The organism is Streptomyces sp. NPDC053542 (assembly GCF_044544685.1).
Lineage (GTDB): Bacteria > Actinomycetota > Actinomycetes > Streptomycetales > Streptomycetaceae > Streptomyces.
The window spans coordinates 464436-490662 of the sequence record NZ_JBITXL010000004.1 but is presented as its reverse complement, the minus strand read 5'-3'; the positions used below and the strand labels follow the sequence as shown (position 1 = coordinate 490662).

Annotated in this window: 22 protein-coding genes, 2 tRNA genes and 1 pseudogene; 19 read left to right on the top strand and 6 right to left on the bottom strand. The window is 72.0% G+C overall.

Annotated elements, in window-relative coordinates; all coding sequences use genetic code 11:
• Window positions 1–130 precede the first annotated feature (130 nt).
• Entirely contained in the window at window positions 131–1570 is a 1440-nt protein-coding gene (gene obgE, locus ACIGXO_RS13895; protein WP_399785041.1) for a GTPase ObgE, read from the top strand.
• 25 nt (window positions 1571–1595) lie between these two features.
• Here obgE and ACIGXO_RS13890 read toward each other — a convergent pair whose 3' ends face one another.
• A complete protein-coding gene (locus ACIGXO_RS13890) occupies window positions 1596–2033 on the bottom strand; it encodes an ATP-binding protein (RefSeq protein ID WP_399785038.1) in 438 nt (145 codons plus the stop codon).
• Window positions 2034–2122: 89 nt separating this feature from the next.
• Between ACIGXO_RS13890 and ACIGXO_RS13885 the strand changes: the two genes are divergently transcribed.
• Together ACIGXO_RS13885 and ACIGXO_RS13880 are read left to right on the top strand one after the other, a co-directional pair.
• Window positions 2123–2971, top strand: a complete 849-nt coding sequence (locus tag ACIGXO_RS13885; protein ID WP_399785036.1) for a helix-turn-helix domain-containing protein — start codon at window positions 2123–2125, stop codon at window positions 2969–2971.
• Complete coding sequence (locus tag ACIGXO_RS13880) at window positions 2931–3206, top strand: DUF397 domain-containing protein (protein WP_399785033.1); 276 nt, start codon at window positions 2931–2933, stop codon at window positions 3204–3206. The genes ACIGXO_RS13885 and ACIGXO_RS13880 overlap by 41 nt, the downstream gene beginning before the upstream one ends.
• A 42-nt stretch (window positions 3207–3248) precedes the next feature.
• Here ACIGXO_RS13880 and ACIGXO_RS13875 read toward each other — a convergent pair whose 3' ends face one another.
• Window positions 3249–5402, bottom strand: a complete 2154-nt coding sequence (locus tag ACIGXO_RS13875) for a hypothetical protein (RefSeq protein ID WP_399785030.1) — start codon at window positions 5400–5402, stop codon at window positions 3249–3251.
• Between the two features lie 777 nt (window positions 5403–6179).
• On the opposite strand from ACIGXO_RS13875, the gene proB reads away from it, so the two are divergent.
• The 5 genes from proB (at window position 6180) to ACIGXO_RS13850 (ending at window position 12538) form a co-directional block, all read left to right on the top strand.
• Entirely contained in the window at window positions 6180–7277 is a 1098-nt protein-coding gene (gene proB, locus ACIGXO_RS13870) for a glutamate 5-kinase (protein WP_399785027.1), read from the top strand.
• A 521-nt stretch (window positions 7278–7798) separates the two neighbouring features.
• Window positions 7799–8344, top strand: a complete 546-nt coding sequence (locus ACIGXO_RS13865) for a hypothetical protein (RefSeq protein ID WP_399785024.1) — start codon at window positions 7799–7801, stop codon at window positions 8342–8344.
• 520 nt (window positions 8345–8864) lie between these two features.
• Window positions 8865–10151, top strand: a complete 1287-nt coding sequence (locus ACIGXO_RS13860; RefSeq protein WP_399785022.1) for a glutamate-5-semialdehyde dehydrogenase — start codon at window positions 8865–8867, stop codon at window positions 10149–10151.
• Window positions 10152–10447: 296 nt separating this feature from the next.
• Window positions 10448–11155: a hypothetical protein gene (locus ACIGXO_RS13855; RefSeq protein ID WP_399785019.1), complete on the top strand. Its 708-nt coding sequence runs from the start codon at window positions 10448–10450 to the stop codon at window positions 11153–11155.
• A 138-nt stretch (window positions 11156–11293) separates the two neighbouring features.
• On the top strand, window positions 11294–12538 hold the full coding sequence (locus ACIGXO_RS13850) for a hypothetical protein (protein WP_399785016.1): 1245 nt from the start codon (window positions 11294–11296) through the stop codon (window positions 12536–12538).
• A gap of 115 nt (window positions 12539–12653) precedes the next feature.
• Here ACIGXO_RS13850 and ACIGXO_RS13845 read toward each other — a convergent pair whose 3' ends face one another.
• Entirely contained in the window at window positions 12654–13760 is a 1107-nt protein-coding gene (locus tag ACIGXO_RS13845) for a M48 family metallopeptidase (protein WP_399785013.1), read from the bottom strand.
• 239 nt (window positions 13761–13999) lie between these two features.
• Here ACIGXO_RS13845 and ACIGXO_RS13840 point away from each other — a divergent pair, with 239 nt between their 5' ends.
• The 10 genes and pseudogenes from ACIGXO_RS13840 to phsA form a co-directional block, all read left to right on the top strand.
• A complete protein-coding gene (locus ACIGXO_RS13840) occupies window positions 14000–14149 on the top strand; it encodes a hypothetical protein (RefSeq protein ID WP_399785010.1) in 150 nt (49 codons plus the stop codon).
• 212 nt (window positions 14150–14361) lie between these two features.
• Window positions 14362–14523, top strand: coding sequence for a hypothetical protein (locus ACIGXO_RS13835; protein ID WP_031062273.1), 162 nt, complete (start codon window positions 14362–14364; stop codon window positions 14521–14523).
• 52 nt (window positions 14524–14575) lie between these two features.
• On the top strand, window positions 14576–15220 hold the full coding sequence (gene nadD, locus ACIGXO_RS13830) for a nicotinate-nucleotide adenylyltransferase (protein ID WP_399785006.1): 645 nt from the start codon (window positions 14576–14578) through the stop codon (window positions 15218–15220).
• 34 nt (window positions 15221–15254) lie between these two features.
• On the top strand, window positions 15255–17081 hold the full coding sequence (locus tag ACIGXO_RS13825; RefSeq protein WP_399785003.1) for a LytR C-terminal domain-containing protein: 1827 nt from the start codon (window positions 15255–15257) through the stop codon (window positions 17079–17081).
• Window positions 17082–17331: 250 nt separating this feature from the next.
• Window positions 17332–17766: a ribosome silencing factor gene (gene rsfS, locus ACIGXO_RS13820; RefSeq protein WP_399785000.1), complete on the top strand. Its 435-nt coding sequence runs from the start codon at window positions 17332–17334 to the stop codon at window positions 17764–17766.
• Window positions 17763–18416, top strand: a complete 654-nt coding sequence (locus ACIGXO_RS13815) for a histidine phosphatase family protein (RefSeq protein ID WP_399785662.1) — start codon at window positions 17763–17765, stop codon at window positions 18414–18416. Before rsfS ends, ACIGXO_RS13815 begins: the two co-directional genes overlap by 4 nt.
• 144 nt (window positions 18417–18560) lie before the next feature.
• Window positions 18561–18633: transfer RNA gene (locus tag ACIGXO_RS13810), tRNA-Ala, on the top strand.
• Window positions 18634–18890: 257 nt separating this feature from the next.
• Entirely contained in the window at window positions 18891–19049 is a 159-nt protein-coding gene (locus tag ACIGXO_RS13805; RefSeq protein WP_103834116.1) for a hypothetical protein, read from the top strand.
• A gap of 3 nt (window positions 19050–19052) precedes the next feature.
• On the top strand, window positions 19053–19286 hold the full coding sequence (locus ACIGXO_RS13800; RefSeq protein ID WP_030249581.1) for a hypothetical protein: 234 nt from the start codon (window positions 19053–19055) through the stop codon (window positions 19284–19286).
• Window positions 19287–19528: 242 nt separating this feature from the next.
• Window positions 19529–21358: pseudogene (phsA, locus tag ACIGXO_RS13795) on the top strand (O-aminophenol oxidase PhsA); the annotation flags it as partial.
• On the opposite strand, the gene ACIGXO_RS13790 reads toward phsA, so the two are convergent.
• Entirely contained in the window at window positions 21324–22862 is a 1539-nt protein-coding gene (locus ACIGXO_RS13790; protein ID WP_399784995.1) for a glycosyltransferase 87 family protein, read from the bottom strand. The pseudogene phsA and the gene ACIGXO_RS13790 sit on opposite strands and share 35 nt — an antisense overlap.
• 254 nt (window positions 22863–23116) lie before the next feature.
• On the opposite strand from ACIGXO_RS13790, the gene ACIGXO_RS13785 reads away from it, so the two are divergent.
• Window positions 23117–23189, top strand: a tRNA-Ala gene (locus tag ACIGXO_RS13785).
• A gap of 116 nt (window positions 23190–23305) precedes the next feature.
• On the opposite strand, the gene ACIGXO_RS13780 is transcribed toward ACIGXO_RS13785, so the two are convergent.
• Window positions 23306–24877, bottom strand: coding sequence for an NADH-ubiquinone oxidoreductase-F iron-sulfur binding region domain-containing protein (locus tag ACIGXO_RS13780; RefSeq protein WP_399784991.1), 1572 nt, complete (start codon window positions 24875–24877; stop codon window positions 23306–23308).
• Window positions 24874–26028 (bottom strand): hypothetical protein, encoded by a 1155-nt coding sequence (locus ACIGXO_RS13775; protein WP_399784988.1) that lies wholly within the window; start codon window positions 26026–26028, stop codon window positions 24874–24876. Before ACIGXO_RS13775 ends, ACIGXO_RS13780 begins: the two co-directional genes overlap by 4 nt.
• Window positions 26029–26227: the final 199 nt, after the last annotated feature.

The following is a 26227-nucleotide window of genomic DNA, read 5'->3' as shown; positions in this document are numbered from 1 at the left end:
TTCTTCGCGAGGGCGGATCCCCTTCCCGTACGGGAAGCGGGTCCGCCTTTCGCGTGTTGATGAAGAGACAATTCCGTACGTAACCCTGTACGGCACCCCGTATTTCCGCCGTTATCTGGAGGCACCCCCCATGACCACCTTCGTGGACCGCGTCGAGCTGCACGTCGCCGCGGGTAACGGAGGCCACGGCTGTGCCTCCGTCTTCCGGGAGAAGTTCAAGCCGCTCGGCGGCCCCGACGGCGGCAACGGCGGCCGTGGCGGCGATGTGATCCTGGTCGTCGACCAGGACGTCACCACGCTCCTGGACTACCACCACCACCCGCACCGCAAGGCCACCAACGGCGCGCCCGGCGCGGGCGACCACCGCTCCGGCAAGAACGGCCAGGACCTCGTCCTGCCGGTCCCTGACGGCACGGTGGTCCTCGACGGCAAGGGCAACGTCCTCGCGGACCTGGTCGGCCAGGGCACCACCTTCGTCGCGGGCCAGGGCGGCCGCGGCGGCCTCGGCAACGCGGCGCTGGCCTCGGCCCGCCGCAAGGCCCCCGGCTTCGCGCTGCTCGGCGAGCCGGGCGAGGAGCGGGACATCGTCCTGGAGCTCAAGACCGTCGCGGACGTGGCCCTCGTCGGCTACCCCAGCGCCGGCAAGTCCTCCCTGATCTCGGTCCTTTCCGCCGCCAAGCCGAAGATCGCCGACTACCCCTTCACCACCCTGGTCCCCAACCTCGGTGTGGTGACGGCCGGTTCGACGGTCTACACGATCGCGGACGTCCCCGGCCTCATCCCCGGCGCCAGCCAGGGCAAGGGCCTCGGCCTCGAATTCCTGCGCCACGTCGAGCGCTGCGAGGTCCTCGTCCACGTCCTGGACACCGCCACCCTGGAGTCCGACCGCGACCCGCTCTCCGACCTCGACATCATCGAGGAGGAACTGGCCCAGTACGGCGGCCTGGAGAACCGGCCCCGTGTGGTCGTCCTCAACAAGATCGACATCCCGGACGGCAAGGACCTCGCGGACATGATCCGCCCCGACCTGGAGGCCCGCGGCTTCCGCGTCTTCGAGGTCTCCGCGGTGGCCCACATGGGCCTGAAGGAACTCTCCTACGCCCTCGCCGAGATCGTCGCGCAGGCCCGCGCGGCCAAGCCGGTCCAGGAGGCGACCCGCGTCGTCATCCGCCCCCAGGCCGTCAACGACACCGGCTTCACCGTCACCCCCGAGGGCGAGAACCTCTTCCGCGTCCGCGGCGACAAGCCGGAGCGCTGGGTCCGCCAGACCGACTTCAACAACGACGAGGCCGTCGGCTACCTCGCCGACCGCCTCAACCGCCTCGGCGTCGAGGACGCACTGCTCAAGGCCGGTGCGCGCGCGGGTGACGGCGTCGCCATCGGCCCCGAGGACAACGCGGTCGTCTTCGACTGGGAGCCGACGATGATGGCCGGCGCGGAGATGCTCGGCCGCCGCGGCGAGGACCACCGCATGGAGGCACCCCGCCCGGCCGCCCAGCGCCGCCGCGACCGCCAGGCGGAGCGGGATGAGGCGGAAGAGGCGTACGACGGGTTCGACCCGCTGGGCTGAGGCGGCTTCGCCGCCTGCTGCTCCGTCAGGCCCGCAGCTCACCCCACACGGTCTTGCCGTGGGTGCGCTGCGGGCCGTCGTCGTCCGGGGCCACGCCCCACTTGTCGGTGACCGCCGCGACGAGCGCGAGCCCCCGCCCGCCCTCCTCCCACGGGCCCGCGTCCCGCGCCTCGGGCAGTACGGGATGGTCGTCATGGACGGCGACCACCACCCCGTCCCCGCCGTCCTCGTGCCGCCGCACCGCCACGGTGCACCGCCGGTCCGGTACATGCCGGTACACGTTGACCAGCAGCTCCGTCACGACCAGCTCGGCGCCGTCGGCGAGCTGCGCCAGCCCCCACAGCCGCACGAGCGCCCGCACGACGCGCCGCACGTGCCGGGGACTGTGCGTGCCGACGCGAAGGGAGATCGTGTACTCCGGCGTCGGGAATGCATAGGTATTGGTGTCGGAAGTGTCATTCACAGGGCAATCGTGCGCTGGGTCGATTACGCTCTGCTACTGCGTGAATGCAACTCTCCGCCGGGTGGCACAGGTTGAGCGAAGGAGCTCCCATGGCCCACGTCAAGTGTCTTGATCCAGGAGCGTCCCCGCTCCATTTCTTCGGGTCGGAGCTGAGACGGCTGAGGGAGCGCGCCGGGCTGACCCTGGAACAGCTGGGCAAGATCGTCTACTTGACCGGCTCAATGATCGGCCAGATCGAAACGGCGGCGAAGACGCCGAAGGACGAACACATCCCGCGCTTCGACACGGCGCTGGGCGCGGACGGTGCGTTGGTGCGCCTGTGGGAGATGGCCAAGCGCCAGCGTCTGCCGTCCTGGTACCAGCGCATCGCGCATCTGGAGGCGACCGCCTCGGAAATCCGCGTCTTCCAGGCCCAATTGGTGCACGGCCTGCTGCAGACACCGGATTATGCGCGTGCCGTACTCCGTGTGAGCTCCCATGACGACCTCGACGCCGCTGTCGAGGCCCGTATGGACCGACAGCGCATCCTGCGGCGCAACGAACCCCCGCTGCTGTGGGTCGTGCTGGACGAGGCCGCCCTCTACCGGGAAGTCGGCGGTCCGCAGGTCATGGCAGGTCAACTGGCCCACCTGTTGGATGCCCAGGACGCCCGTAACGTTGACATCCAGGTGCTGCCGTTCAAGGCCGGAGCCCATGCCGGGGTGTTGGGGTCCTTCAACATCTACTCGTTCGACGACCAGTCGGATGTGGCGTACATGGAGGGCTACGAGGAGGCTTGGGCGACCGCGAACGTCAAGGACGTCAGGGAGCGTTCACGTCGTTACGATCGCTTGAGGGCATCCGCGCTGTCCACGACGGACTCCGCAGAGCTGATCGCCCGAGTGATGGAGGAGCGCTATGAGCACGTCCCTGATCCCCGCCGAGGCCCGGTGGCGTAAGTCGAGCTACAGCGGCGACACGGGCGGTGACTGCGTGGAGTGCGCGCCTTTGGGAGGCGCCTGGTGGCGTAAGTCCAGCTACAGCAGCGACGCCGCAGGCGAATGCGTGGAGGTCGCCGAACTCCCCGCCCTCATCGCCATCCGGGACTCCAAGAACCCCGACGGGCCCGTGGTCACCGTGTCCCCCGGGACCTTCGCCGAGTTCATCGGCTACGTGGGCCGCCAAAACGACTGAGGGCCCGTGTAAACACGGGCCCTCATGCGTACCGACGCGGCGTCAGACGGTCGCGCGTGCCTCCGAGCCGTCCGCCGGCTCACCGGCCTCCGCGGCCGGCTCGCCGGACTCCGAGGGGTCCAGCTCCATTTCCTCGGCGGCCTCCTGCGCCTCGTGCGCCTCCGTGCCCTCTTCGCGCTGGCCCGGGACGCCCGCCAGCCGGGCCTCCATCCGGACCTGCCGCTCCACGGCGGCAGCGTGCAGCGCAAGCGCGGCCGCGTTGAAGCGGGCCAGCGACGGCGGGTCGGACGGGCCCAGCAGGTGCTCCTTCAGCTCCTTGCGGGCCTGGACGAGCGTGTCCCGCTCCGGGTTCCGCACGGTCTCCAGCAGACCGGCGACGCCGTCCGCCTCGGGCGTGAGGATCGTCGCCGCGCGCACCGTCGGGAAGTTCGTACGGAACTCGTCCTCGGTCATCCCGGACGTGTTCGCCACCGCGTACGGCTTCTCGCTGCTCAGGTAGTCCGAGACCACGCTGGAGACGTCGCTGATGAGGACGTCCGCCTGGTTGAAGCAGGCGAAGATCGCCGGGCGGGCCGAGGTGATGATCCGGTGCTCCCACTCGGGGAACGAGGCCCAGTACGCGGCCTCCCACGCAGCGGTCGCCTCCGCCACGGCGGCGGCGCGGCCCGCCTCGGGAGCGCTCTGGATCAGCATCTTCTCCAGCTCGTCCGCGCTCTTGCTGAAGTCGGACGTGGTGAGGGCGCGCAGCGCCTCGGTACGGGCCTCCAGCTCGGCGGCGGCCTCCGGGCCCACGCCCTGGCCCTCCCGCTCGGCGGCGCGCTGCGCGATCGCCTCCTGGATCATCGCCTTGATACGGGCGTTCGCGGCGCCGGCCTCGGGGTCGACCGAACCGGTCATCGGGTGCGGCTTGTACAGCAGGCGCACCTTCGGGTCGGCGAGCAGCTCGCGCACGATGTTCTCGCCGGCCAGGATCACGGACGTGTTGCCCGGGTTGCCGTCCCAGCCCTCCCAGGTGGGGGCGTACAGCACGGTCGTGTACTCGCCCTTGGGCGCGCCCTCGTATGCCTTGATGGGCGACAGCTGCGGGCGGCCGACCTCGACGACGTCCTTGTCCTCCACGCCGATGTCGGCGAGCTGGTAGCGGTCGCGCGCCGCGGGACCGGCCACCCACACCTCGTCGTACGCCTTGGCGTACGGGTTGCAGGAGGACAGCTTGTCGCTCTCACCGTGGTTGATGAAGGCGTGCTTGATGGAGGGGATGCGCAGGATCTGCGAGGTCTTGCCGGAGTTCGCGGGGTGCAGCAGCACCTTCAGCGCCGAGTGCTCCAGCCGCATCAGGTTCGCGACCTTGGGGATGCAGACGATCGGGATGTCCGTCGCGTCGATCTTCTGCACCATGAAGCGCTCACGCAGCACGATGATCGGCTTGCCGTCCAGCTCGGCGAGCGTGCTCAGCCACATGTTGGCCTGGTACGCGGAGGTCGTGCCGCCGGAGAAGTACATGCCGACGCTCGGCTGGTACTCCTGCAGCCACTGATCCAGCCACTCCAGGGCCTTCTCGTTGCTGACCGCGCGCTTCTTGGGGAGCAGCCAGGTCGCGAGGTAGACCGTGCCGGCGATGGCGAGGACCAGGGAGACGGCCAGGCCGATGCCGCCCCACAGGGCGTCCCGGGTGATCGCGGTGGCCATCATGCCGAGCGTGGTCGGCACGGAGAAACGCAGCAGGCGGCGGCCGGTCTGACGGGCCAGCAGCCGCGGCGGGGCCTTGGTGAGGTGCAGCGGGGAGGAGTCGATGTTCCGGGTGAGGAACGGCAGCGTACGGGTGCGGCGGACCAGTACCGCCGCCGCCTGGCACGCGAAGTGCGCCACGTAGAAGACGAGCAGCCCGATGGTGAGGGGGGCCTGCTCCTTGAGCGGGTTGATGCCCGGGATGTGCAGCAGTCCGACCAGGATCAGCATGTCGCGGATGAGCTGGCGGACGGTGATGTCCAGCCGGATCTTTCCCAGCAGGGAGAGCAGCCCGGGCTGCTTGTGCTGCAGATAGAGGTCGAGGCCGAGGTTCACCACGGACGCGGCGATGAACAACGGGACCACGGGCAGCAGGGCACCGACGAGCTGGGCCACGAACGCGATGAGCATCGCGAGCAGGGCCACGAGCTTGAGAGCTCGTCGGTTGGCGAATCCGGCTGAAGGCACGGGCGGGGCTCCTGGCGGCAAGTCGGTCAGGTGGGGGGCCGGTGGGGCGGCCGAGACCCGGGCCAGGTGTGACCCGGGCGACACTCCCTGCACACTCCCTGCGGGCCGTCCGGGCGGCAAGGAGGGACAGGTCGACAACCGACCGTATGACTTTGGCTGCCCCGGTGACAATCTGCTGTGGCTCGGATCACCGCGAACCGGGATGATTCGCCCGGAACCAAATGCTGCCCTTTTCCGTCTTGCGTAGGTTGCCCGCAAGCATGATCACAGAGGCCGCGAGCCTACGCGCCGCATACGTGCCGCGTGTCCGGCAGACGATATGCACAGGCGCCCGATGGTCCGTCTGCCGTAGATTTCGCCCGTACGGGCGTTCATGTCGGTACGCCGTACGGCATCCCTGTCCGTAGGCCGTACGGCAGCATCCACTGGGCCATACGGCGACGGATACGGCGAGTACGGCGACGGGCACGGCGATTGCGGTGCCGGACACGGCGCGGGCTCGGCGACGGGCAGGGCGGCGTACGGCGAGCACGGGCAGTACGGGGATCATGGGTGTCCAGGGGCTTGCACGGGCTTCCGTGGGTGTCCACGGGGTCCTATGGGCTCCACGGGGTCCCATGGACGCTCACGGACGCCCACGGGCGAGTAACGAGTACAGGGGTAGTGGTGACAAGCGCAGGTCAGGCGGCAGACGCGCGACATGACGGGCGACGGGACGGACAGCAGGCAGGGCCTCAGGACGGACGCCAGGCCGGACGTCAGGCCGGGCGCCAGGACGTGACGGACGCGCGGCGGATCGTGGTGAAGGTGGGGTCCTCCTCACTGACCACCGCGGCCGGCGGGCTGGACGCCGACCGGGTGGACGCCCTCGTCGACGTCCTGGCCAAGCACCAGGACAAGGAGATCGTGCTGGTCTCCTCCGGCGCCATCGCCGCCGGCCTCGCCCCCCTCGGCCTGGAGAAGCGCCCCCGCGACCTGGCCCGCCAGCAGGCGGCCGCCAGCGTCGGCCAGGGCCTCCTCGTCGCCCGCTACACCGCCTCCTTCGCGCGCTACGGCCGCCGCGTCGGCCAGGTCCTCCTCACCTCCGACGACACCAGCCGCCGCACCCACTACCGCAACGCCTACCGCACCCTCGACCAGCTGCTCGCCATGGGCGCCGTACCGATCGTCAACGAGAACGACACGGTCGCCACCGACGAGATCCGCTTCGGCGACAACGACCGGCTGGCCGCGCTCGTCGCCCACCTGGTCCGCGCCGACCTGCTGGTGCTGCTCTCGGACGTGGACGGCCTGTACGACGGCGACCCCGCCACCCCCGGAACGTCGCGCATAGCGGAAGTCCGCGGCCCCGCCGACCTGGAAGGCATCTCCATCGGGAGCGCGGGCAAGGCCGGCGTCGGCACCGGCGGCATGGTCACCAAGGTCGAGGCCGCCCGCATCGCCGCGGCCGCCGGCGTCCCCGTCGTCCTCACCTCCGCCGTACACGCCTCCGAAGCGCTCGCCGGCGGCCCCACCGGCACCCACTTCCACCGCACCGGCCGCCGCTCCGCCGACCGGCTGCTCTGGCTCGCGCACGCCTCCACCCCGCGCGGCGCGCTCATCCTCGACGACGGCGCCGTCGAGGCGATCGTCGAACGCCACTCCTCCCTGCTCCCGGCCGGCATCGCCGCGGTCGAGGGCTCCTTCAGCGCGGGCGAACCGGTCGAACTGCGCAACACCGCCGGTGACCCCGTCGCCCGCGGCCTCGTCAACTTCGACGCCCGCGAAATCCCCCGCCTGCTCGGCCGCTCCACCTACGACCTGGCCCGCGAACTGGGCCCGGCGTACGAGCGCGAGGTGGTCCACAGGGACGACTTGGTGGTCCTTGGCCGCTGAGCCACGTTTGCCACCGCCGAGCGGGGAACCCCGTACGGGGCCCGCACGAGATCTGCATGAGGCCCCGCACGGGCCCCTTGCGAGCCCTGTACGAGGCCGGCACGGGATCGCTGCGAGATCTGTATGGGACCCCTGCGAGATCCGTACGAGGCAGGACTTCTGCGAGGTCCGTACGGGGCCCGCGCGGGGCCCTTGCGAGGTCCGTGCAAGATCCGTGTGTGGCCCCTGCGAGACCCGTACGAGATCCGTACGGGCTTCGCACGGCCTGTACGAGATCCGCGCGGTCTCCGTACGAGGTCCGTGCCGGATCCGGCAGCCGCACGGCCGAAAGACCAGCCTTTCAACGGAGACCTTCTCGAAAACGCCCCCGCGAAGGCCCGCGGGCTGGTCAACTTTGTTGCAGGGGCGCTGTAGGGGAGCGGCGCGCCCGGCGCAGTACGAGCGCGCTACGCCGACGTGAAACAGCACCGATCGGCTCCGCCACGCGCGAGCGGAGCGATACGCATAACAGGAGGCCGCCGGTGAGACGAGGGCGCCGAGGGGCGCTGCCCCGAGGGACGGCGGAGCGGACGCTGACCAGCGTGGGGACCAGCATCCAGCCCGGTGAGGAGACCGCCGGGGCGGAGCACGACGAACGGACGGAGCCGGGCGGCCGGACCCAGCCGGGCGAAGGCGCGCAGCAGGGCGGGCGGCTCAAAGAGGCCCCGCTCCCGCGCGAGCGGGAGGTGTCCCGGCTCTGGCACGTGACTCTCAGCGTCTCCGGCAAGGAGGCGCCGCTGAAGGAGGTCCGGCGGGCCCTGGAACAGCTGGCCCACGACCACCCCTTTCTGCTGACCAGCAGGTACGCCAACGACCACGCGGAGATCCGTTACTGGGAGGAGGCCAGGGACCTGCACGACGCGGCGGCGGTGGCCCTGCGCCTGTGGGGCGAACACCGCTCCTCGGCGAAGTTGCCCCCGTGGGAGATCGTCGGCCTGGAAGTCATCGACCGCGAGACCTACCACCAACGCATCGCCGAGGGCTACGGCCCACCCCCCGCCGCCCCGGTAGGCGTCCACCCGTACTGACCGCCCCTTATACGCCCCGCCTCCCCGCGAAACTCATCACATCAGGCGACAAAAACGAGAAACGAACTACTCTCAGTAATCGTTGCCGAAACAAGAAGAAGGAGGCGGCGGCGCCCCGGCCCGAATGGAGCTCCCGGAGCAGGATGGGAGCCCGGTAGCCCCAGGGCCCCCGCCCCCCCCAGCCCCCGCACCCCGATCCCGCCGCTAGCCCCAGGGGCCCCAGTCCCCGCCCTCGCGGCGGCGGGCCCTGCGGCGGCGAGCCCCCGTGGTGGCGGGTTCCGGGACGGCGCCCCCGGGCCGGCGCTGCGGCGGCCGACGCCGGGGGCGGGCCCGGGAGGGCGGGTCCCGCGGTGGCGCCCGGCGGCGGGCCCCGCGGCGGGCCCCGGTCCCAGAGCCCCAGGCCGGCAGGCCCCCGCGTCGGCCGCCCTCGCGCCGGCGGGTGTCCACCCCCGCCCCCACCGCGTCCCGCAGTGTGAAATGCGGGCCGGGCGCCCAGCCCGGCCCGGCTAGGCTGCGGGCCATGACCAGCGCATCCGACGCCACGCAGACCGCCCAGAGCTCGCCCGTCCTCGACACCGCGCGTCGCGCCAGGGAGGCGGCCGCCGCGCTCGCCCCGCTGCCGCGCACGGCCCGGGACGGCGCGCTGCTGGCCGTCGCCGACGCGTTGGTGGCCAGGACCGACGAGATCGTCGCCGCCAACGCCGAGGACATCGCCAAGGCGCGCGCGGCCGGCACGAGCGACTCCATCGTGGACCGGCTCACCCTCACCCCCGAGCGGATCGCCGCCATCGCCGCCGACGTGCGGCACGTCGTGGCGCTGCCCGACCCGGTCGGCGAGGTCGTCCGCGGCTCGACTCTCCCGAACGGCCTGGACCTGCGCCAGGTCCGGGTGCCGCTCGGCGTCGTCGGGATCATCTACGAGGCCCGCCCGAACGTCACGGTCGACGCCGCCGCGCTCTGCCTGAAGTCCGGCAACGCCGTCCTGCTGCGCGGCTCGTCCTCCGCGTACGCCTCGAACACCGCGCTGGTCGCCGTCCTGCGCGACGCGGTGGCGGAGGCCGGGCTGCCCGCCGACGCCGTCCAGCTGGTGCCGGGCCAGAGCCGGGAGTCGGTCAAGGAGCTGATGCGCGCCCGCGGGCTGGTCGACGTGCTGATCCCGCGCGGCGGTGCCTCGCTCATCCGTACGGTCGTGGAGGAGTCCACCGTCCCGGTCATCGAGACCGGTACCGGCAACTGCCACGTGTACGTCGACAAGGACGCCGACATCGAAACGGCGCTCAAGATCCTCATCAACTCCAAGGCGCAGCGCCCCAGTGTGTGCAACGCCGCCGAGACCGTCCTCGTGCACGCCGGCATCGCGGACACCTTCCTGCCGCGCGCGCTGGCCGCGCTTACGGAGGCGGGTGTGATGGTGCACGGTGACGAGACCTGGCAGAAGGCCGGGCCCGGGATGGTCGCGCCCGCCACGGACGAGGACTGGGCGACGGAGTACCTCTCGTACGACATCGCCGCCGCCGTGGTGCCCGACCTGGACGCCGCCGTCGCGCACATCCGCCGCTGGTCCTCCGGTCACACCGAGGCCATCGTCACCACCTCGCAGGCCGCCGCGCGCCGCTTCACCCAGCTGGTGGACTCCACCACGGTCGCGGTCAACGCCTCGACCCGCTTCACGGACGGCAGCCAGTTCGGTTTCGGCGCGGAGATCGGCATCTCCACGCAGAAGCTGCACGCCCGCGGCCCGATGGGCCTGCCGGAGCTGACCTCCACGAAGTACATCGTCACGGGCGACGGACACGTACGGGACTGACAACTGACAGCGGGCACGTACGGCGCTGCGCGCGCTTACGGGTACTGCGCTCGCGCGTCTACGGGGACTGTGCGCGCCTATGGGGGCGCTGCGCGCGATCTACGGGTCTGCGCACGCCTACGGGGGCTGCGCGCGGCCTACGGGGGCTGTGGATACGTACGGGGCTGACAGAAGTGCGCCTCGTGGCGCGGCTCTTGGAAGTGGGGCGAGCAGTACCACTTGAGCCATCCTCGGCCCCCGTGGCCGAATTCCCTTTCACACTGCCCAGATTGGCCGCTTCCGGCTAATCTGGACATGTGCCGGACGACGTGGGGGCCGGGCCGTTCCCGGACGGCGGCGAGCCCGACGAGCACCACAACGGGAACCGCGGAGAGGCGGACGCGCGCTCGCCCTACGAGGGCGAGGGTGACGAGTTCGCCGCCGTGGTCTTCGACGAGGAGTTCGTCCGGTCGGCGCTCGTCCACGAGCCGACCGCCGTCGAGCGGATGGTCGCCGCCGCGCAGGCCCGCGCCGAGTCCGAAGCCGGGCGGGGCCACTCGCTGCCGGCCACGGACCGGGACGGCGACTTCGGTGGCGGCCGGCAGGGCGGAGAGGCGCGAGAAGGGCCTGGAGGGCCCGTAGGAGCGCCGAACGGCCGTTACCCGGACGATGTCCCGGACATCTCGACCTACGGCCCGTACGGGCCGTACGGCGGCGCTCTGCGCCCGTACCGCGGCGCGGCCCGCTGGCACCGCCCCATCGCCTGGGTGCTCGCCGTCCTGATGGGCATCGGCATGGTCGTACTGGCCTTCACGGCCGTCTACCGAGGCGCTGCGGGCCGTACTCAGAGCCCGGCACCGCCGCCCGCCACCACGGGCGTCGACGGCAGGCCGCCCACCGCGCGCATCGGGCAGGCGCCCGCTTCCAGTGCCGAGCGCGGCAATCCGGCTCCTCCTGTCGTGCCGCCCTCGGCGTCCGCCGACTCCGGCCCGCCCTCGGCGCCGGCCGTGCGCCACACGCCGTGATCCGTCAGCTGATCGACCCGCGTGCGCGAGGGTGGTCCGCGCCCGCTTGAGCCATCTGCGCGCCGTGCCTGACCTGCACGGGGAAGTTGGCGCACACCTGGGCGTTTACCTCGGCCGTCGCCGACCTACTCTTGTTGTATGACCGGGCCAGGTGACCCTCCCGAAGGGACCCCCGAGGGCGCCCCGGGTGGAGGGGAGGACGAATACCGATCCGTCGTGTTCGACGAATCGTTTGTACGCGCTGCGCGTTTGCAGGAGTTCTCCGCTCAGGAGCGCATGGGGGACCACGCACGCGCCGTGCGCAGTCGGCATGCCTGGTCCCGCTTCGGCGGCTCACGCCAGGCGCTGATCCTGGTCCTGCTGATAGCGCTGGCCTTCGGTACCGCGATCTACATGGGCGTGCGTCATCCGTATCGTGCGCCGGAGCCCACCCCCGCACCACCGCTGCGCAGTACGGTCATCCCGCTCGCCCCGGTGGGCACGGTGCCCGGCGGGCGCCCGGGTGACCTCTTCGAGCGCAGTCCGGCGGCCGGTTTCCGGATCGGCGCGGCGGGCGTCAACCTCCCCGTCGTACGGCGCACCGGTGAGTTCTCCGAGAGCCAGGTCATGGCCGCGCTGACCACGGCGAAGGAGTACGTCGTGCGTTCCTCGCTGGATCCGGACACGCTGTCCGGCGGGCCCGCGCGGGGTGTGCGGCTGCTGCTGGACACCTCGCAGCTCGACCAGTTCGACCGGAGCCTGCGGCGGCCGTCCGACGACGGGCGGCACGCTGCGACGGGCTGGCTCGTCCGCTTCGACCCCTCGCAGTCCCGGCTCGCCGATCCGCGCGTACGGGTCGACGGCACGCTGGCGGTGGAGCCGGCCGCGGCCGGCAACGCCCTGGAGGTCACCGCGGACTACACCTTCGTGTACGCGGTGCGGGCGCCCGACGGCCGGCCCGCCGCGGGCGGCTCCGGGAACACCGCACCGGCCGCTGTCGAGAGGCCGACGGGGAGCGTCGCCGGCGGCGCAGCCAGTACGGCGGGTAGTACGGCAGGCAGTACGTCGGGCAGCGCGGCCTCCGGGGCTGGCGGCGGCAAGGTGCAGTCGGCGGCGCAGCAGCGTGCCGACGGCGCGTCACTGTTCACCGTGCGCCGTGAACTCCACTTCCGCTTCGACCGGGACGACCTGCGCGACCGCCGCCTGGAGGTGCAGTCGAGCTATCTCCAGGCGGGGCCGATGTCGTGCAACTCCGGGCCGGAGAGCGCGCTGCGGCCGCTGCTGGCGGGCGAGCGGGCCGGTAACGGCCGCCCGCAGGGCACCGACCCGTACGCGCACGGCAGTACGAACGCTTCGCTCTGCGGCGTCATGGCGCCTTCGGCCGAACCGAGCCCGCTGCCCTAGGTCTCGGCAGGCCGGACTGCTTGCCCCGCTGCAGGGTTGCTCCCGAGCAGGGCCCGGCTGCACTCGTACAGGGCCGGACTGCCCCGTGCAGGATTGCTGCCGTTACCCGGTCACCTCACCGGCCCGGCGGCGACTCCGGGCCGTCGGCGTCCGGCCGTTCGGGGCCCTGCCGGCCCGCGCCGCCGGCGCGGCCGCTGCCGAACACCGTGTCGCGCAGCCTGCCGCCCAGGTCGCCGGCGCCGCCCGCGATGTCGCGCACGAGGCCCATCAGCGGGTCCTTGCTGTTGCGCACCGAGTCGGCGTAGTGCCCCGCGGACTCCTTGAAGGAGTCGGACACGGAGGTGTCCTTGTCCTCGTCGCGGCGCGGGTAGTGGCCTTCCATGATGCGCTGGTAGTCGCGCGAGGCGGCCCACTTCTTGAGCTCGGCGGCGCGCACGGTGGTGAACGGGTGGCTGCGCGGCAGCACGTTCAGAATCTTCAGGACGGAGTCGCGCAGGTCGCCGCCGTGCTCGTACTCGTCCGCCTGGGCGAGGAACGCGTCGACGTTCATCTCGTGGAGGTGGTTGCCGCCCGCGAGCTTCATGAGGCCGCGCATCGACGCCTGCAGGTCCTGGCCGGTCAGCAGCCCCGCGCGGTCGGCCGACAGCTCGGATTTGCGGAACCACTCGCGCAGTCCGGTCACTATGGCCATGATCGCCATATTGCCCAGCGGGATCCACGCGACCTTCAGGGCGAGGTTGGTCAGGAACAGCAGTATCGTCCGGTACACCGCGTGCCCGGAGAGCGCGTGTCCGACCTCGTGGCCGACGACGGCGCGCATCTCCTCCTCGTCGAGCAGCTCGACGAGGCCCGTGGTCAGCACGATCACCGGCTCGTCCAGGCCGATGCACATGGCGTTGGGCTGCGGGTCCTGATTGACGTACATCGGCGGGACCTTCTCCAGGTCCAGGATGTAACAGGCGTCCCGCAGCATGTCGTTGAGGTGCGAGAACTGCTGGTCGCTGACGCGCACCGAATCCGAGAGGTACAGCAGCCGCAGGCTGCGCTCGGGCAGCAGGCCGCTCAGCGCCTTGAAGACGGTGTCGAACCCGCTCAGCTTGCGCAGGGCCACCAGAGCGGACCGGTCCGCGGGGTGCTCGTACGCCCGGGAGGAGATCCCCGGGAACCGCCTGCGGTCCCTGCTCGGTACGTGCTCGCTGCCGCCGCTCGGGCCATCCGTCATTGGAGCCTCCCCCTGATTCGACTGCCTGATTTCAGAGTAGAGGACGCCACTGACAGTGCTTTGGATGCCCGGCGTACGCTGGCGAAGGAACGAATCGCCGCAGAATGCCCGCGAGGGCAGCCGCTCGCGGCGGGGGCGCCGGCCACGGCCGGGCCCGCCCGGGGCCCGTGGCGCGTGATGCGTGCGGGCCGAACAGACCCCCACAGCAGTACAGACCCCCACAAAGGAGCCGACCCCTCATGGTGGACCCGAGCACGCTGCTCGCCCTGCAGACCTCCAACGCCGACGGCCCGGGCTGGATCCTGCGTGCCGTGATCATCGTCGGTGTGCTCGGCGCGATCTTCCTGGCGTGGTTCCTGCTGCGCGGCTACGGCGGCGACCAGGACTGAGGCGCCTTCGCGGGCGGTACTGGAGGCGCTGAGAGGACGCGCGCGGCCGGGCCCCGGAGGCCCGCCGGCGGCCCCGTGGGCGGCGGTGGAAACCACCGGAAAGGTCCCCTGACGGACCGTTCCGGCGGAGTCGGCGTGAGCTCCGGACGGGCCCGCGCTTACGATGTGGGCGAAGTCCCTGCCCGCATCAGCCCGGATTGGTTCTGCCGACGATGAGCCTGCACACCACCGCACAGTCCCTGGTCGCCCTCGCCGAGGGCGGCGAGCACGGCGGCAACCACAACAGCCTCAGCCCCTTCGTGACGGGCGGCGGCGCCCTGATCGTGCTGCTGCTCCTGCTGTGGATCACCACCCGGTTCAACCGGGACCGCTGAGGCAGGGCACCGCTATCCCCTCGATACGCGGCGCCCAGTAGGGTCTGCACGCATGGGAGAGCAGACAGGGCCCGTGAAGCGGCGGCTCGGAGTGATGGGCGGGACGTTCGACCCGATCCACAATGGTCACCTGGTCGCCGCAAGCGAGGTGGCCAGCCAGTTCCACCTCGATGAGGTCATCTTCGTACCGACGGGACAGCCGTGGCAGAAGAGCCACAAGGCGGTGTCCCCGGCCGAGGACCGGTATTTGATGACGGTCATCGCGACCGCGTCCAATCCCCAGTTCTCCGTCAGCCGCATCGACATCGACCGCGGCGGCAAGACGTACACCATCGACACTCTTCGGGATCTGCGCGCCGAGCACACGGATGCGGATCTCTTCTTCATCACCGGCGCCGACGCGCTGGGCCAGATCCTGACCTGGCGGGACGCCGAGGAACTGTTCTCGCTCGCCCACTTCATCGGGGTGACCAGGCCCGGCCACGTACTGGCCGACCCCGGCCTCCCCGAGGGCGGGGTCTCCCTGGTGGAGGTGCCTGCACTGGCCATCTCCTCGACCGACTGCCGGTCGCGCGTCGCCCAGGGCGAACCGGTCTGGTACCTGGTGCCCGACGGTGTGGTGCGCTACATCGACAAGCGCCGTCTCTACCGGGACGACCGCCACAGCCACCGCCACGACCACGACGACGACCGCTGACGACGCCGACGGGGCCGACGGAAAGAGGGCACCGGTGAACGACCGACAGGATCCGTACCCGCCACGGGACCCGTATGCCCAGGCCCCCTACGAGGGGGACCAAGGGCCCTATGAAGGGGGCCAGGGGCAGCACGGTGGACCGGGGTACGTTTACGACGCCTACGGGCAGCCGGTGTACCAGGAAGCGCCGCGCCAGCAGTACGACCCGTACGGCACGCAGCAGCCTCAGGGGTACGGCCAGGGCTACAGCGGACAGGCACCCGCACAGGGCTACAACCAGGAGTACGGCCAGGATTACGGGCAGGGCTATCCCCAGGGCGGCTATCCCCCGGGCCACGACCCGTACGGCCGGCCGCCGCAGCACCAGGCTGCGCAGCAGACCCAGCGGCAGGGCTGGATCCCGCAGCAGGCGCAGTACGGGCAGCAGGAGTACGCGCCGCCGCAGCCTCCGTACGAGGAGCCGCAGCCCCCGTACGGAGCCGCGCCCTCCCACGACTCTGCGCAGCCCTACGGCTCCGCGCCGCCTTACGGGGCCGCCGATGGGTCCCGCCGCCCCTCCGGTGTGGCAGACCGCCCCTCCGGTGGCGCCGACCGCGCCTCCGGGGAGGAGTACCGCACCGAGCAGTTCTCGTTCATCGAGGAGCAGGACGAGGACTCCGAAGACGTCATCGACTGGCTGAAGTTCACCGAGAGCCGCACCGAGCGGCGCGAGGAGGCCAAGCGCCGCGGCCGCAGCCGCATCATCGCCCTGATCGTGGTGCTCGTCCTGCTGGTCGCGGGCGGTGTCGGCTACCTGTGGTGGGCCGGCAAGCTGCCGGGGCTGGGCGGGGCTGCGTCCGGGGACGCGGCGGCCGTCGCGGGCCAGAAGCGCGACGTGCTGCTGGTCCACCTGCGCCGGACCGGTACGGACGAGAGTTCGACGGCGCTCCTTGTGGACAACGAGACCACCCACAAGGGCACCACCGTCCTCCTCCCCAACAACCTCGCCATCACCGGGGACGACGGCCAGGCCACCACTTTGGGCAAGTCGGTGAAGGACGCCGGCGCCGAGCCGACCCGTGACTCCCTCAACACGCTTCTCGGTGCCGACATCAAGGCGAGCTGGCGGCTGGACACGCCGTACCTGGAGAACCTCGTCGAGACGGTCGGCGGCATCACCGTGGACGCCGACACCACCGTGCCGGGCGCGAAGAAGGGCGACGGTCCGCTGGTCAAGGCGGGCAAGGGGCGCGTACTGAACGGCCAGGCGGCCGTCGCGTACGCCACCTACCGGGGCCCGGGCGAGCTGCAGACCAAGCAGCTGGCGCGCTTCGGACAGGTCATGCAGGCCACCCTGAAGCGGGTGTCCAGCGACGCGGGCGGCGCGACCGCGACGGTGAAGTCGCTGTTCCAGGTGCTGGACCCGCCGCTCACCGAGGGCCAGCTGGGCAGCTCGCTCGCGCAGCGCGCCGAGCTCGCCAAGACCGGCGCGTACCGTACGACGGTGCTGCCCGTGCAGCAGGACGGCACGCTCAGCGCGCGGACCGCCTCCGAGGTGGTCAGGGACGTCCTGGGCGGCAAGGTCAAGAAGACCGACCCGGCCGCGACCGCGCGGGTCAGCGTCCGGAACGCCTCGGGCAGCCAGAAGGCGGTCGGGCAGGCGCAGGCCGCGCTGGTCAACGGCGGGTACTCGTTCGTGGACGGCGGCACCGCCTCGGGCTCGCTGTCGGCGTCGCAGGTGACGTACGGGGACGAGGTCCACCAGCCGCGTGCCGAGGAGGTCGCGAAGACGCTGGGCCTGCCGGCGAGTGCCGTGCGGAAGGGCAAGGTCGCCTCGAACGCCGACATCACGGTGGTGCTGGGGCGCGACTACAAGGGGTGAGCGCCCCTGGGGCGCGTGCGGCGGGCGGAGTCTTGGCCAAGGCTCCGCCCGCCGCGTGTATCCCGTCGCTTTCGCTGCTGGCCCCGCACCCTCTCTGACCAGCCCGGATGCCCCCTTGTCCACAAGCCCGCCGGGGTGTCAGCGGTCCGTGAGACCCTTGAGGGGTACTTGACCGCTGACTCGGCCGCGGCCGGCGGGGTTTCCCGCGGGCGGGCCGGGCAGCGCCGCCACCGACCCGGAAGTTTGGCTTGTGACCGCCACGGACCGCTCCACCGAGCTCATCAACGCCGCCGCGCAGGCGGCCGCCGACAAGCTCGCGCACGACATCATCGCGTACGACGTCAGCGACGTCCTCTCGATCACCGACGCCTTCCTGCTGGCGTCGGCGCCCAACGACCGCCAGGTCAAGTCGATCGTCGACGAGATCGAAGAGCGGCTGAGCAAGGAGCTGGGCGCCAAGCCGGTGCGCCGCGAAGGCGACCGTGAGGCCCGCTGGGTGCTCCTGGACTACGTCGACATCGTCGTCCACGTCCAGCACAGCGAGGAGCGCGTCTTCTACGCGCTGGAGCGCCTGTGGAAGGACTGCCCCGAGATGGAGCTGCCCGAGGACGCCAAGGCGACCCGCGGCAAGGCGGCCGCGCACGCCGAGGAAACCGCCGCCGAGCAGGACGGAGAGCTGCGCTGAACGGCACGAAGGGGGGCCGGGGCCGCAGGATCGTCCTGTGGCGGCACGGCCAGACCGCCTGGAATCTGGAGCGCCGCTTCCAGGGCTCCACGGACATCGAGCTGACCGAAACGGGAGTCGAGCAGGCCCGTCGCGCCGCGCGGCTGCTCGCCGCCCTGCAGCCGGACGCGATCATCGCTTCGGACCTCCAGCGGGCGGTGCGGACGGCCGCGGAGCTGTCGTCCGTCACCCGCCTGGACGTGACGCACTACGAGGCGCTGCGCGAGACGTACGCGGGTGCCTGGCAGGGGCTGACCCACGAGGAGATCGTGGCGCAGTACGCCGAGCAGTACGCCGCCTGGAAGCGCGGCGAGCCGGTGCGGCGCGGCGGTGGTGAGCTGGAGACCGAGGTCGCGGACCGCGCGGCACCGGTCGTGCGGCTGGCCGCCGACAAGCTGCCCGACGGCGGCACTCTGGTCGTGGTCAGCCACGGCGGCACGATCCGTACGACGATCGGGCGGCTGCTGGGCCTGGAGCCGCATCACTGGGAGGGCCTGGGCGGCCTGTCGAACTGCTGCTGGTCCGTCCTGGGGGAGGGCGCCCGTGGCTGGCGCCTGCTGGAGCACAACGCCGGCACGCTTCCCGAGCCGGTGCTGGGCGACGACGACTGACGTCGCGGGCCGGTCAGCGGCGGCTCTCCGGGGGCCGTCCGGCGGCCGGCCGGACCCGGATTTCACATCTGGGCAGGTCGCAGGCTAAAGTTCTTCTTGTTCGCGGCGCCGCCGGGGGAAACCCGGAGGAGCGGAACAAGACCCGGGGCTATAGCTCAGTTGGTAGAGCGCCTGCATGGCATGCAGGAGGTCAGGAGTTCAATTCTCCTTAGCTCCACAACCCGGATGATCCCGCCCTCTGGCGGAGACGGAGAGATTGTTCTCCGCCTCTCCAGGAGGCGGGATCACTGCTGTTTCGGGGCTTTCGGGGCGCGTGCGTCGCTGTGCGCGCCGGGGTGAGCGCCCGCGCAACGCCTCGTGCTCGGCTGCGCGGCGGTAGCGTGCAGCCCGTCCGTGCGCGTAGGGCTGCGGGCCTGACCAGGTCGGTGGTCCGTGGCAGAATCGGACGGCGCCGGCAGGGGAGGAGAGAACGCGATGCCCACGAGCATCATCGAGGAGGTCCGCGACCTGCTCGGCGTGGCCACCTCCGCACTGCAGTGCCCTTCCTGCGGCTCGCCTCACGTGGCGCAGATGCTGGGTGACAACGGCGGCATCTCGTTCGTCTGCACGGCCTGCGGCCACAGCTGGAGCTGACTGATGGGGGCACACAGCCGGAAGTGCGACTGGTGCGGCAGTGGTACGCCCGTCGTCCGCGACATGGAGCCGCTGAACCCCGAATTCCAGTACTGGTGCGAGGAATGCGCCCGGGCGCTGATCATAAAAGGCGACCCCATCGAGACCTACCGTGAGCTGGACGGCGAGCCCATCTACGGCCGCCTGCTCGACGAACACTGCACGCTGAAGCGTTTCTACTCCTTCGCCACCGCCTGAGAACCGGCCCTGCTCCCCGGCCGGCTGAGAGGCCGTCACTCGGCGCCGTGAGGGCGCGCAGCCTCAGCTCCGTGAGGGCGCACAACGGCGCCCGAGAGCGTCCGCCGATCTCTGAATGACCGTTTCTCCACAACCTCAGCGCATTTTCCGCTTCCTGAGCTACTTTCAGTTCTGACGCCCCGGACCGGACCGGTCCGCTCCTCTATGAGTGGACTGCGGACGATTGGCCGGAAAATTCACGTGTGTGGTGGAACTCCGGTCGTACCGTGAGGCGTTGTAAGACACAGAGTTGCCGCCGCGGAACGGTTGGCGGCACGGGGGAAGCGACGGGGGTCGCAGTGACAGACACAGTTGTGGGGGCCGCACCGCAGATCGAGACCATCGCGGAGCGGGACGAAGAGGCTACGGCGGCCGGACTCACGCCGTTCGTCGACGCGTTGCGCGTGCCGCCAGTCATCAAGCCGGGCCGCGCGGAAGCCCTGCGCGGCATCACCATCGAGCAGAAGACCAGCTGGGTGCGGCTGCATTCCCAGCTGCCGCCCACCAAAGTCTGGGCGTACGAAGGGCACTTCCCGGGCCCGACCATCGAGGTGCGCCGCGGCCGGCGCCTCCGGGTGTCCTGGACGAACTGCATCACGGGCACGTTCCCGGTGACCGCCGTGGAAGTGTCGGCGACGCCCGAGGTGCCCGCGCCGTTGAACGAACCGGGCCGAGGCGGAGCCGAGCCCCTCGCCGGCGTGGCCGCCCTCCCGCCCTGGCTGGTCACCCACCTGCACGGCGCGGTGACCGGCGGGGGCAACGACGGCTGGTCGGAGAACGCCGTCTCGCCCGGTGACGCGCAGCTCTCGGAGTACCCCAACGACCACCGCGCGACGACGTGGTGGTACCACGACCACGCCATGGACATCACCCGGTGGAACGTCTTCTCGGGCCTGGCCGGCATGTATCTGGTGCGGGACGACGAGGAGGACGCGCTCCGGCTCCCCTCGGGCGGGCGGGAGATCCCGCTCATCATCCAGGACCGCAACCTCGACACGGACGCCGAAGGCCGGCTGACCGGCCGGCTGCTCCACAAGACCCTGATCGTCGGCAAGGACAACGAAGGCAAGAACGTCACCATCCCGTTCTCGGGCCCCTACACGCTCGTGAACGGCACGATCTGGCCCCACTTGGACGTCGATGCCAGGTGGTACCGCTTCCGCCTGCTCAACGCCTCCAACGCCCGGACGTACGCCCTGCAGCTGGTGGACGAGGAGACGGGCCGCCCCGTCACGGGCGCGGTGCACCAGATCGGGACGGACGGCGGGCTGCTGCCGCGGCCGCTGCCCGTCGACGGGACCCTGTCGGTGGCCCCGGCCGAGCGGATGGATCTGCTGATCGACTTCGGCCGGCTGCGCGGGCGGCGGCTGCGGCTGGTGAACGCCGCGGCGGGCGTGGCGTATCCGCAGGTGATGCAGTTCCGGGTCGGCTCGAAGAAGGTGACCGATTCCTTCGTGCTGCCCGCGGTGATCTCGTCGACGTTCGAGCGGATCACCCACGACACCGCGCCGAAGCACGAGCACCGCCTGATAGCGCTCACCCCGCCGGGCCCGATCGGCAACGGCCACCCGGAGATGTGGGAGCTGCACGAGGTCGACCCGGCGGACGTCACCATCCCGTCCGAGGGGATCATCCAGGTCAAGAGGGCCGACGGCAGGACGCGTACGTACCAGCGCGGCGCCCGGATGTTCGACGACGCCCTCGGCTTCATGGTCCGGTACGACGCCTGGGAGCAGTGGAGCTTCCTGAACCTCGGCGGGGCCGGCACGCATCCGATGCACATCCACCTGATCGACTTCCAGGTGCTCAGCCGCGACCGGTACCCGGCGGTGCCGGACAGCCCGTACGACAACGCGCTCGGGGGCACCCGCAGCCCGCTGGAGTACGGCGGCCAGGCGCCGATAGCCCCCGGTGATCAGGGCTGGAAGGACGTCATACAGGTGCCGCCGGGACAGATGGTGAACGTGATCGGCCGGTTCCACGGCGCCAAGGGCCGCTTCATGTACCACTGCCATCTGCTGGAACACGAGGACATGGGGATGATGCGTCCGTTCGTGGCGATGCCTTCGGAGGTGCTGGCGTTCCATCACCACCAGCCCGGTGGCGGTCACGGCCATCCGGGCGGCGGTCACGACCACGGGGCGCACTGACACCGGCCATACCCGCACCGGATTCACCGACACCGGGCTCACCGGCGTCGGTTCGGCTGGCACCGGGCGCGGTGGTCCGGCGCAGGTGGGCGGCGGCCAGCAGCAGGAGCGTGACACCGGCGATCGGGTAGACGCCCGAGAGCAGCATCTGGCCGCCGTTCTGGTGCAGTTCCGCGTGGCTGTGCGGGCGGTGCGGCACCCACCACAGCGCGAAGGAGGCGAAGAGCAGCCCGACGGCTCCGGTGGCGGCCCACAGTCGGCGGCCCGTCCGGGTGGCCCGGCCGCCGCGGCGCACCGTCTCGGTGCCGAGCAGGATCAGCATCGGTACGGCCCACACCCAGTGGTGCGACCAGGAGACCGGGCTGACCAGCAGCGCGGTGGTGGCGCAGACCACGGCCGCCCAGGCGCGCTCCCCGCGCAGCAGGGCGGCGGTGGCGAGGGCCAGCCCCGCGATCACCGCCACGGCCGCGGCGGCGGGCCACCACGGTCCGGTGTCGGGGGTGTGCAGCAGCCGGGCGAGGACGCCGCGCAGCGACTGGTTGGCGGTGATCTCCACATCGCCCGGCCGGTCGGAGGCGAAGACGATCTCGGTCCAGAAGCGGGCCGAGTCACGGGGCAGGACCACGGCGGAGAGGAGGACGGTGCCGAGGAAGGACAGGACCGCGACGCACGCCTGGCGCAGCCAGGGATTCCAGGTGCCGCGCAGCCCCTGCCCGGGCTCGTACAGCCGGCGGGCCTGGAGCAGCCCGGCCAGCGCGAGCCACACGGCGAAGAGGGCGGGCGTGAGCTTGATTCCGGCGGCGATGCCGATACCGATGCCGGCCCAGCGGTCGGTGTCCCGGCGGGTGACGTCCCAGAGCACGAGGACGGCGAGAAGGAGGTTGATCTGCCCGTAGCGCAGCGTGGTCCACACGGGCTCGCACCAGACCAGTAGCGCGGAGAGGGCGAGGGTCGCGGTGGCCTGCCGCGCCCGCGGGGCGCGCTGCCCGCGCGCGAGCGAGGGCAGGCCGGTCAGGCGCAGGGTGAGGTGCACCACGGCGATCAGGAGCAGCAGGTTGCCGAGCGTGGCGAGCGTGCGCATCTCCGGTACGCCGAGGAAGGTCAGCGGCACGAACAGCAGGGAGGCGAAGGGCGGGTAGGTGTTGGGCAGCCGCGCGGAGGTGGCCAGCATGTCGTAGAGGTCGCCGCCGGTACGGGCCGTCCAGCCCTCGGCGCGGTAGACCATGAGGTCGAGCATGGTCACGCCGGCCAGCCGCTGGACGATCCAGAAGACGGTGAAGGACAGCGCACAGGCCAGCGCGGCCGCCAGGACGCGGCGGCGGTGGCTGCCCTGGCGGGAGAACGGGCCGCGGCGTCCGACGGGCCGGTCGAGCTTCAGCGCGGTCACGTCCAGGCCCCCGGTTTCCTTCGAGCACGGATTGTCGACAGTACCGCTGCCGAGTGCCTTGCCGGGGGTGTCGCCGGGCGCCTCGCCGGGTGCGTCGCGGCTGCCGCTCCGGGGCCTCGGATGCCTCCGGCGGGCTGGCGCTGGAGGGCACCGGGAAAGCGATTTGGCAGAAGCCGGGGGCGGCCGTGTAATGTAGTCGATGTCGCCGCGAGGGAAACCCCCGAGGAAAACTTCCGGAGACGACAACAGAACACGGGGCTATAGCTCAGTTGGTAGAGCGCCTGCATGGCATGCAGGAGGTCAGGAGTTCAATTCTCCTTAGCTCCACAGTGATCAGAGCGGCCCGTCCGAAGAGGACGGGCCGCTCTGTCGTGTGCCGCCGGATTCTGTGCTGTCGGAGTCCGGGCTGCCGGTTGTCACGTCGGGGCCTGTGCTGCCGGCCGTCACGGCTTCTCGAGCCGGAGGGCGAGAGCCGGGCAGCGGCGTACGGCGCGCTGTGCGCGGGCCCGCAGGGCCCCCGGCAGTACGTCGTCGGACAGTACGGGGAAGCCGTCCCGGTCGAGCCGTACGGCCTCCGGCAGCAGCCCCGCGCACAGCCCGTGCCCCTCGCACAGCGTCCAGTCCACCGCCAGCCGCTCCCCGGCGGTACCGACGGCCCCGGCGCCCTCTCCGGCGCCGTTCGCCGCACCGGCGGCCTCCTCGGGCGGCAGGGGCAGCAGCTCGACTGTGGGCCGCCCGCAGCCGTCGCCCAGGACGTGCGCGGCCAGGTCGTCGGGGAACGCGGCGAGCGCCGACAGCACGAACCGCGCCGCGCCGTCGGGGTGTTTGCACGCGCCGCGCCCCCGCACGCCGCGCGCGCCCTCCCGTACCGCCTCCAGGGCCGGCTGCCCGCCGCCGCCCAGCGCGTCCGCGAACATCTCTGCGAGCGACGGCAGCCCCAGCCGGCAGGGACCGCACTGCCCCGCCGACTCCGCCGCCAGCCACCGGGCGATCCGCAGCGCCTCGCCCAGCGGACACGTCCGCGTGGACAGCGGCAGCACGGCCCCGGCGCCCAGCGCCCCGCCGCGGGCCGCCAGCGCCTCGCGCGACAGCGGCGTCCCGTAGGCGGTGGCGGCGTCCAGCCAGGCGCCGTGGTAGCCGCCTACCAGTACGCCGGAGGGTGCCGGCTCCGCGCCGCACGCCTGCAGTACGTACGGCAGCGGCACCCCGGAGGGGGCCTCGACCACCGCGGGCGCGGCGACCGCGCCGGAGACCGTCAGCAGGATCGTGCCCGGTTCGCCGGGGAGACCGGTCGAGGCGTAGCGGTCGGGGCCGAGGCGGGCGGCGACGGCGAGTTGGGCGAAGGTCTCCGCGTTGGAGAGCAGTGTGGGCGCGCCGCCCAGGCCGGATTCGGCGGCCCGGGCCCGGCGGCCCGGCGGTACCGGGGGCCCGCCCTCGGCTGCCCGGATCAGCGCGGACGCCTCCCCGGACACCAGGCGCTCGGGCGAGCGCACGACCTGTGTGCGCAGCGCACGCCCGCGCCGTCTGCGCGCCAGCCCGCGTTCGGCGAGCGCTTCCCGTACGGAGTTCTCCGTCGTGGCCTTCGTCACGCCGATGACCAGGAGGCGGGCGCCGAGCGCCGCGGCGGCCAGCAGCGCGCCGTCCAGGACGAGGTGTGGCGCACGGCACAGCAGCACGGTGTCCTTGCGGCAGGCCGGTTCGCCCTCGCAGCCGTTGACCACGACGACGGGGCGCACCCGGCGGCGGGCAGCGGCTTCGGCGACGGCCGTCAGCTTGCGCGCGAGCGGGAATCCGGCGCCGCCCCGGCCCCGTAGCGCCACGTTCTCGGCGACGGCGGTCAGCTGCTCTCCGGAGAGCGCGGGCAGCGAGCCGTGGAGGAGCAGGTGCCGTTTGCGGTCCAGCCGTTCCGCCTCGTCGAATCCGGCGCACAGCCGCGGCAGCCCGAGTACGCGTACGCCGGGCACATCGGGCAGCGGTCCGCCGCCCGTATACGGGACCAGCGCGGTACCGGTCACGGGGTCCGGCCGTTCGGGGCGTGGGGGACGGGCGCGCCCTCGGAGTGAGCGCCGGAGGGCCGGGGCTGCACCAGAGTGGGCGGCCCGCTCCACTCGGGGGCGGCGTGGAAGCCGGCGAAGGGGATGCGTTCCGTGGGCGCCCCGTCCGCTCCGCGGGCGAGCGGCGGCGCTTCGGTGATGTACGGGAGCGTCTCGGTAGGGGCGTCGGGCAGCGCCCAAGAAGGCGGCGTCTCCGGCGCGTCCCTCGGGGGGAGGCCGACCGCTGCCCCCGTGGGTCGACCGTCGCCCGGAGCGGCGCCATCAGGGGCAGAGACCCCGGGCGCCTCCGAAGCGGAGCGCGTATCCGTACGGTTCGCCGCTCTGCGCGGCGACTGCTGCCCGTCCGGCTTCCGTGACCGGAAGGGCAGCGGGAACGGCAGTTCCCGCCGCAGTGCGAAGTACGGGAACTCGGCGCAAGGGGTGAACAGCAGGCGGGCCAGCAGCGCGCCCATGACCGCCGCCAGGGAGAGCACGTACCCGGTGGTGACCCATCCCGAAGGCGCGCGGCCGGACTTGAGGCCGTGCAGGAGGGCCAGGCACCACGCGGCGTACGCGCTGGTGTGCAGGGCGCGCCAGCGCCCGGAGACGCGTCCGCGGCCGGCGAACGCGCTGCGCAGTGCGCCGGTCGCGGCGGCCAGCACCATCAGCAGCCCGGCCAGCGTGCCGAACCCGATGAGCGGTGCGGTGCCGGGCGCGACGGGCCCGCTGAGCACCACGGAGGCGAAGGGCAGGAACGCGTCCGAGAACAGGGCGTGCGCCTCGGCCACCTTGACCGCGATGTGCAGCACCAGGAAGCCCAGCGAGGCGGTGGCGAGCGCCCGGTGGACGCCCTGCGCCAGGAGCCTGCTGCGCGGCGCCAGTACGGTGCGGCCGGCCGCGAGCAGGCCCCAGACCACGGCGGCGGTGAGCGAGACGAGGGTGAGCACCCCGGCGGTGTAGTCGAAGAACGCGCGGAAGGCGGGGGCCGCGGCGAGGAGGGGGAGGACCAGGACGGCGCCGGCCCCGGTGGTGAGCGCGGGGCGTGGCCTCTGGAGGCGGTGGGGGAGGGGTAAGCGGCGGGGGCGGCGGGCGCGGGCCGCTCGGCGCGCCGTGGGGCCCGTGAGGGGTTGCATGCCCGGCAAGCTAGGGGCCGTCACGGGGCCCTGCGGCGGCCTTGGCGGTATCCCGCCCGCACGGCGTGACCCGCTGCTAACGTCGGTCCGTTCGCGCCCCGCACACCCGCTCGGGCGCCCTTCTTGCCACGCGAACTCCCCTGTCTGGGCAGGGTATTTGGTGGCCTTTCCGTGGCTATTTCTTGTCCGTTCTTGGATG

Coding starts and splice junctions, on each gene's coding strand:
- obgE (WP_399785041.1), top strand. CDS start 131: ATGACCACCTTCGTGGACCGCGTCGAGCTGCACGTCGCCGCGGGTAAC.
- ACIGXO_RS13885 (WP_399785036.1), top strand. CDS start 2,123: ATGGCCCACGTCAAGTGTCTTGATCCAGGAGCGTCCCCGCTCCATTTC.
- ACIGXO_RS13880 (WP_399785033.1), top strand. CDS start 2,931: ATGAGCACGTCCCTGATCCCCGCCGAGGCCCGGTGGCGTAAGTCGAGC.
- ACIGXO_RS13860 (WP_399785022.1), top strand. CDS start 8,865: ATGACCAGCGCATCCGACGCCACGCAGACCGCCCAGAGCTCGCCCGTC.
- ACIGXO_RS13850 (WP_399785016.1), top strand. CDS start 11,294: ATGACCGGGCCAGGTGACCCTCCCGAAGGGACCCCCGAGGGCGCCCCG.
- ACIGXO_RS13845 (WP_399785013.1), bottom strand. CDS start 13,760: ATGACGGATGGCCCGAGCGGCGGCAGCGAGCACGTACCGAGCAGGGAC.
- ACIGXO_RS13840 (WP_399785010.1), top strand. CDS start 14,000: ATGGTGGACCCGAGCACGCTGCTCGCCCTGCAGACCTCCAACGCCGAC.
- ACIGXO_RS13835 (WP_031062273.1), top strand. CDS start 14,362: ATGAGCCTGCACACCACCGCACAGTCCCTGGTCGCCCTCGCCGAGGGC.
- nadD (WP_399785006.1), top strand. CDS start 14,576: ATGGGAGAGCAGACAGGGCCCGTGAAGCGGCGGCTCGGAGTGATGGGC.
- ACIGXO_RS13805 (WP_103834116.1), top strand. CDS start 18,891: ATGCCCACGAGCATCATCGAGGAGGTCCGCGACCTGCTCGGCGTGGCC.
- ACIGXO_RS13800 (WP_030249581.1), top strand. CDS start 19,053: ATGGGGGCACACAGCCGGAAGTGCGACTGGTGCGGCAGTGGTACGCCC.
- ACIGXO_RS13775 (WP_399784988.1), bottom strand. CDS start 26,028: ATGCAACCCCTCACGGGCCCCACGGCGCGCCGAGCGGCCCGCGCCCGC.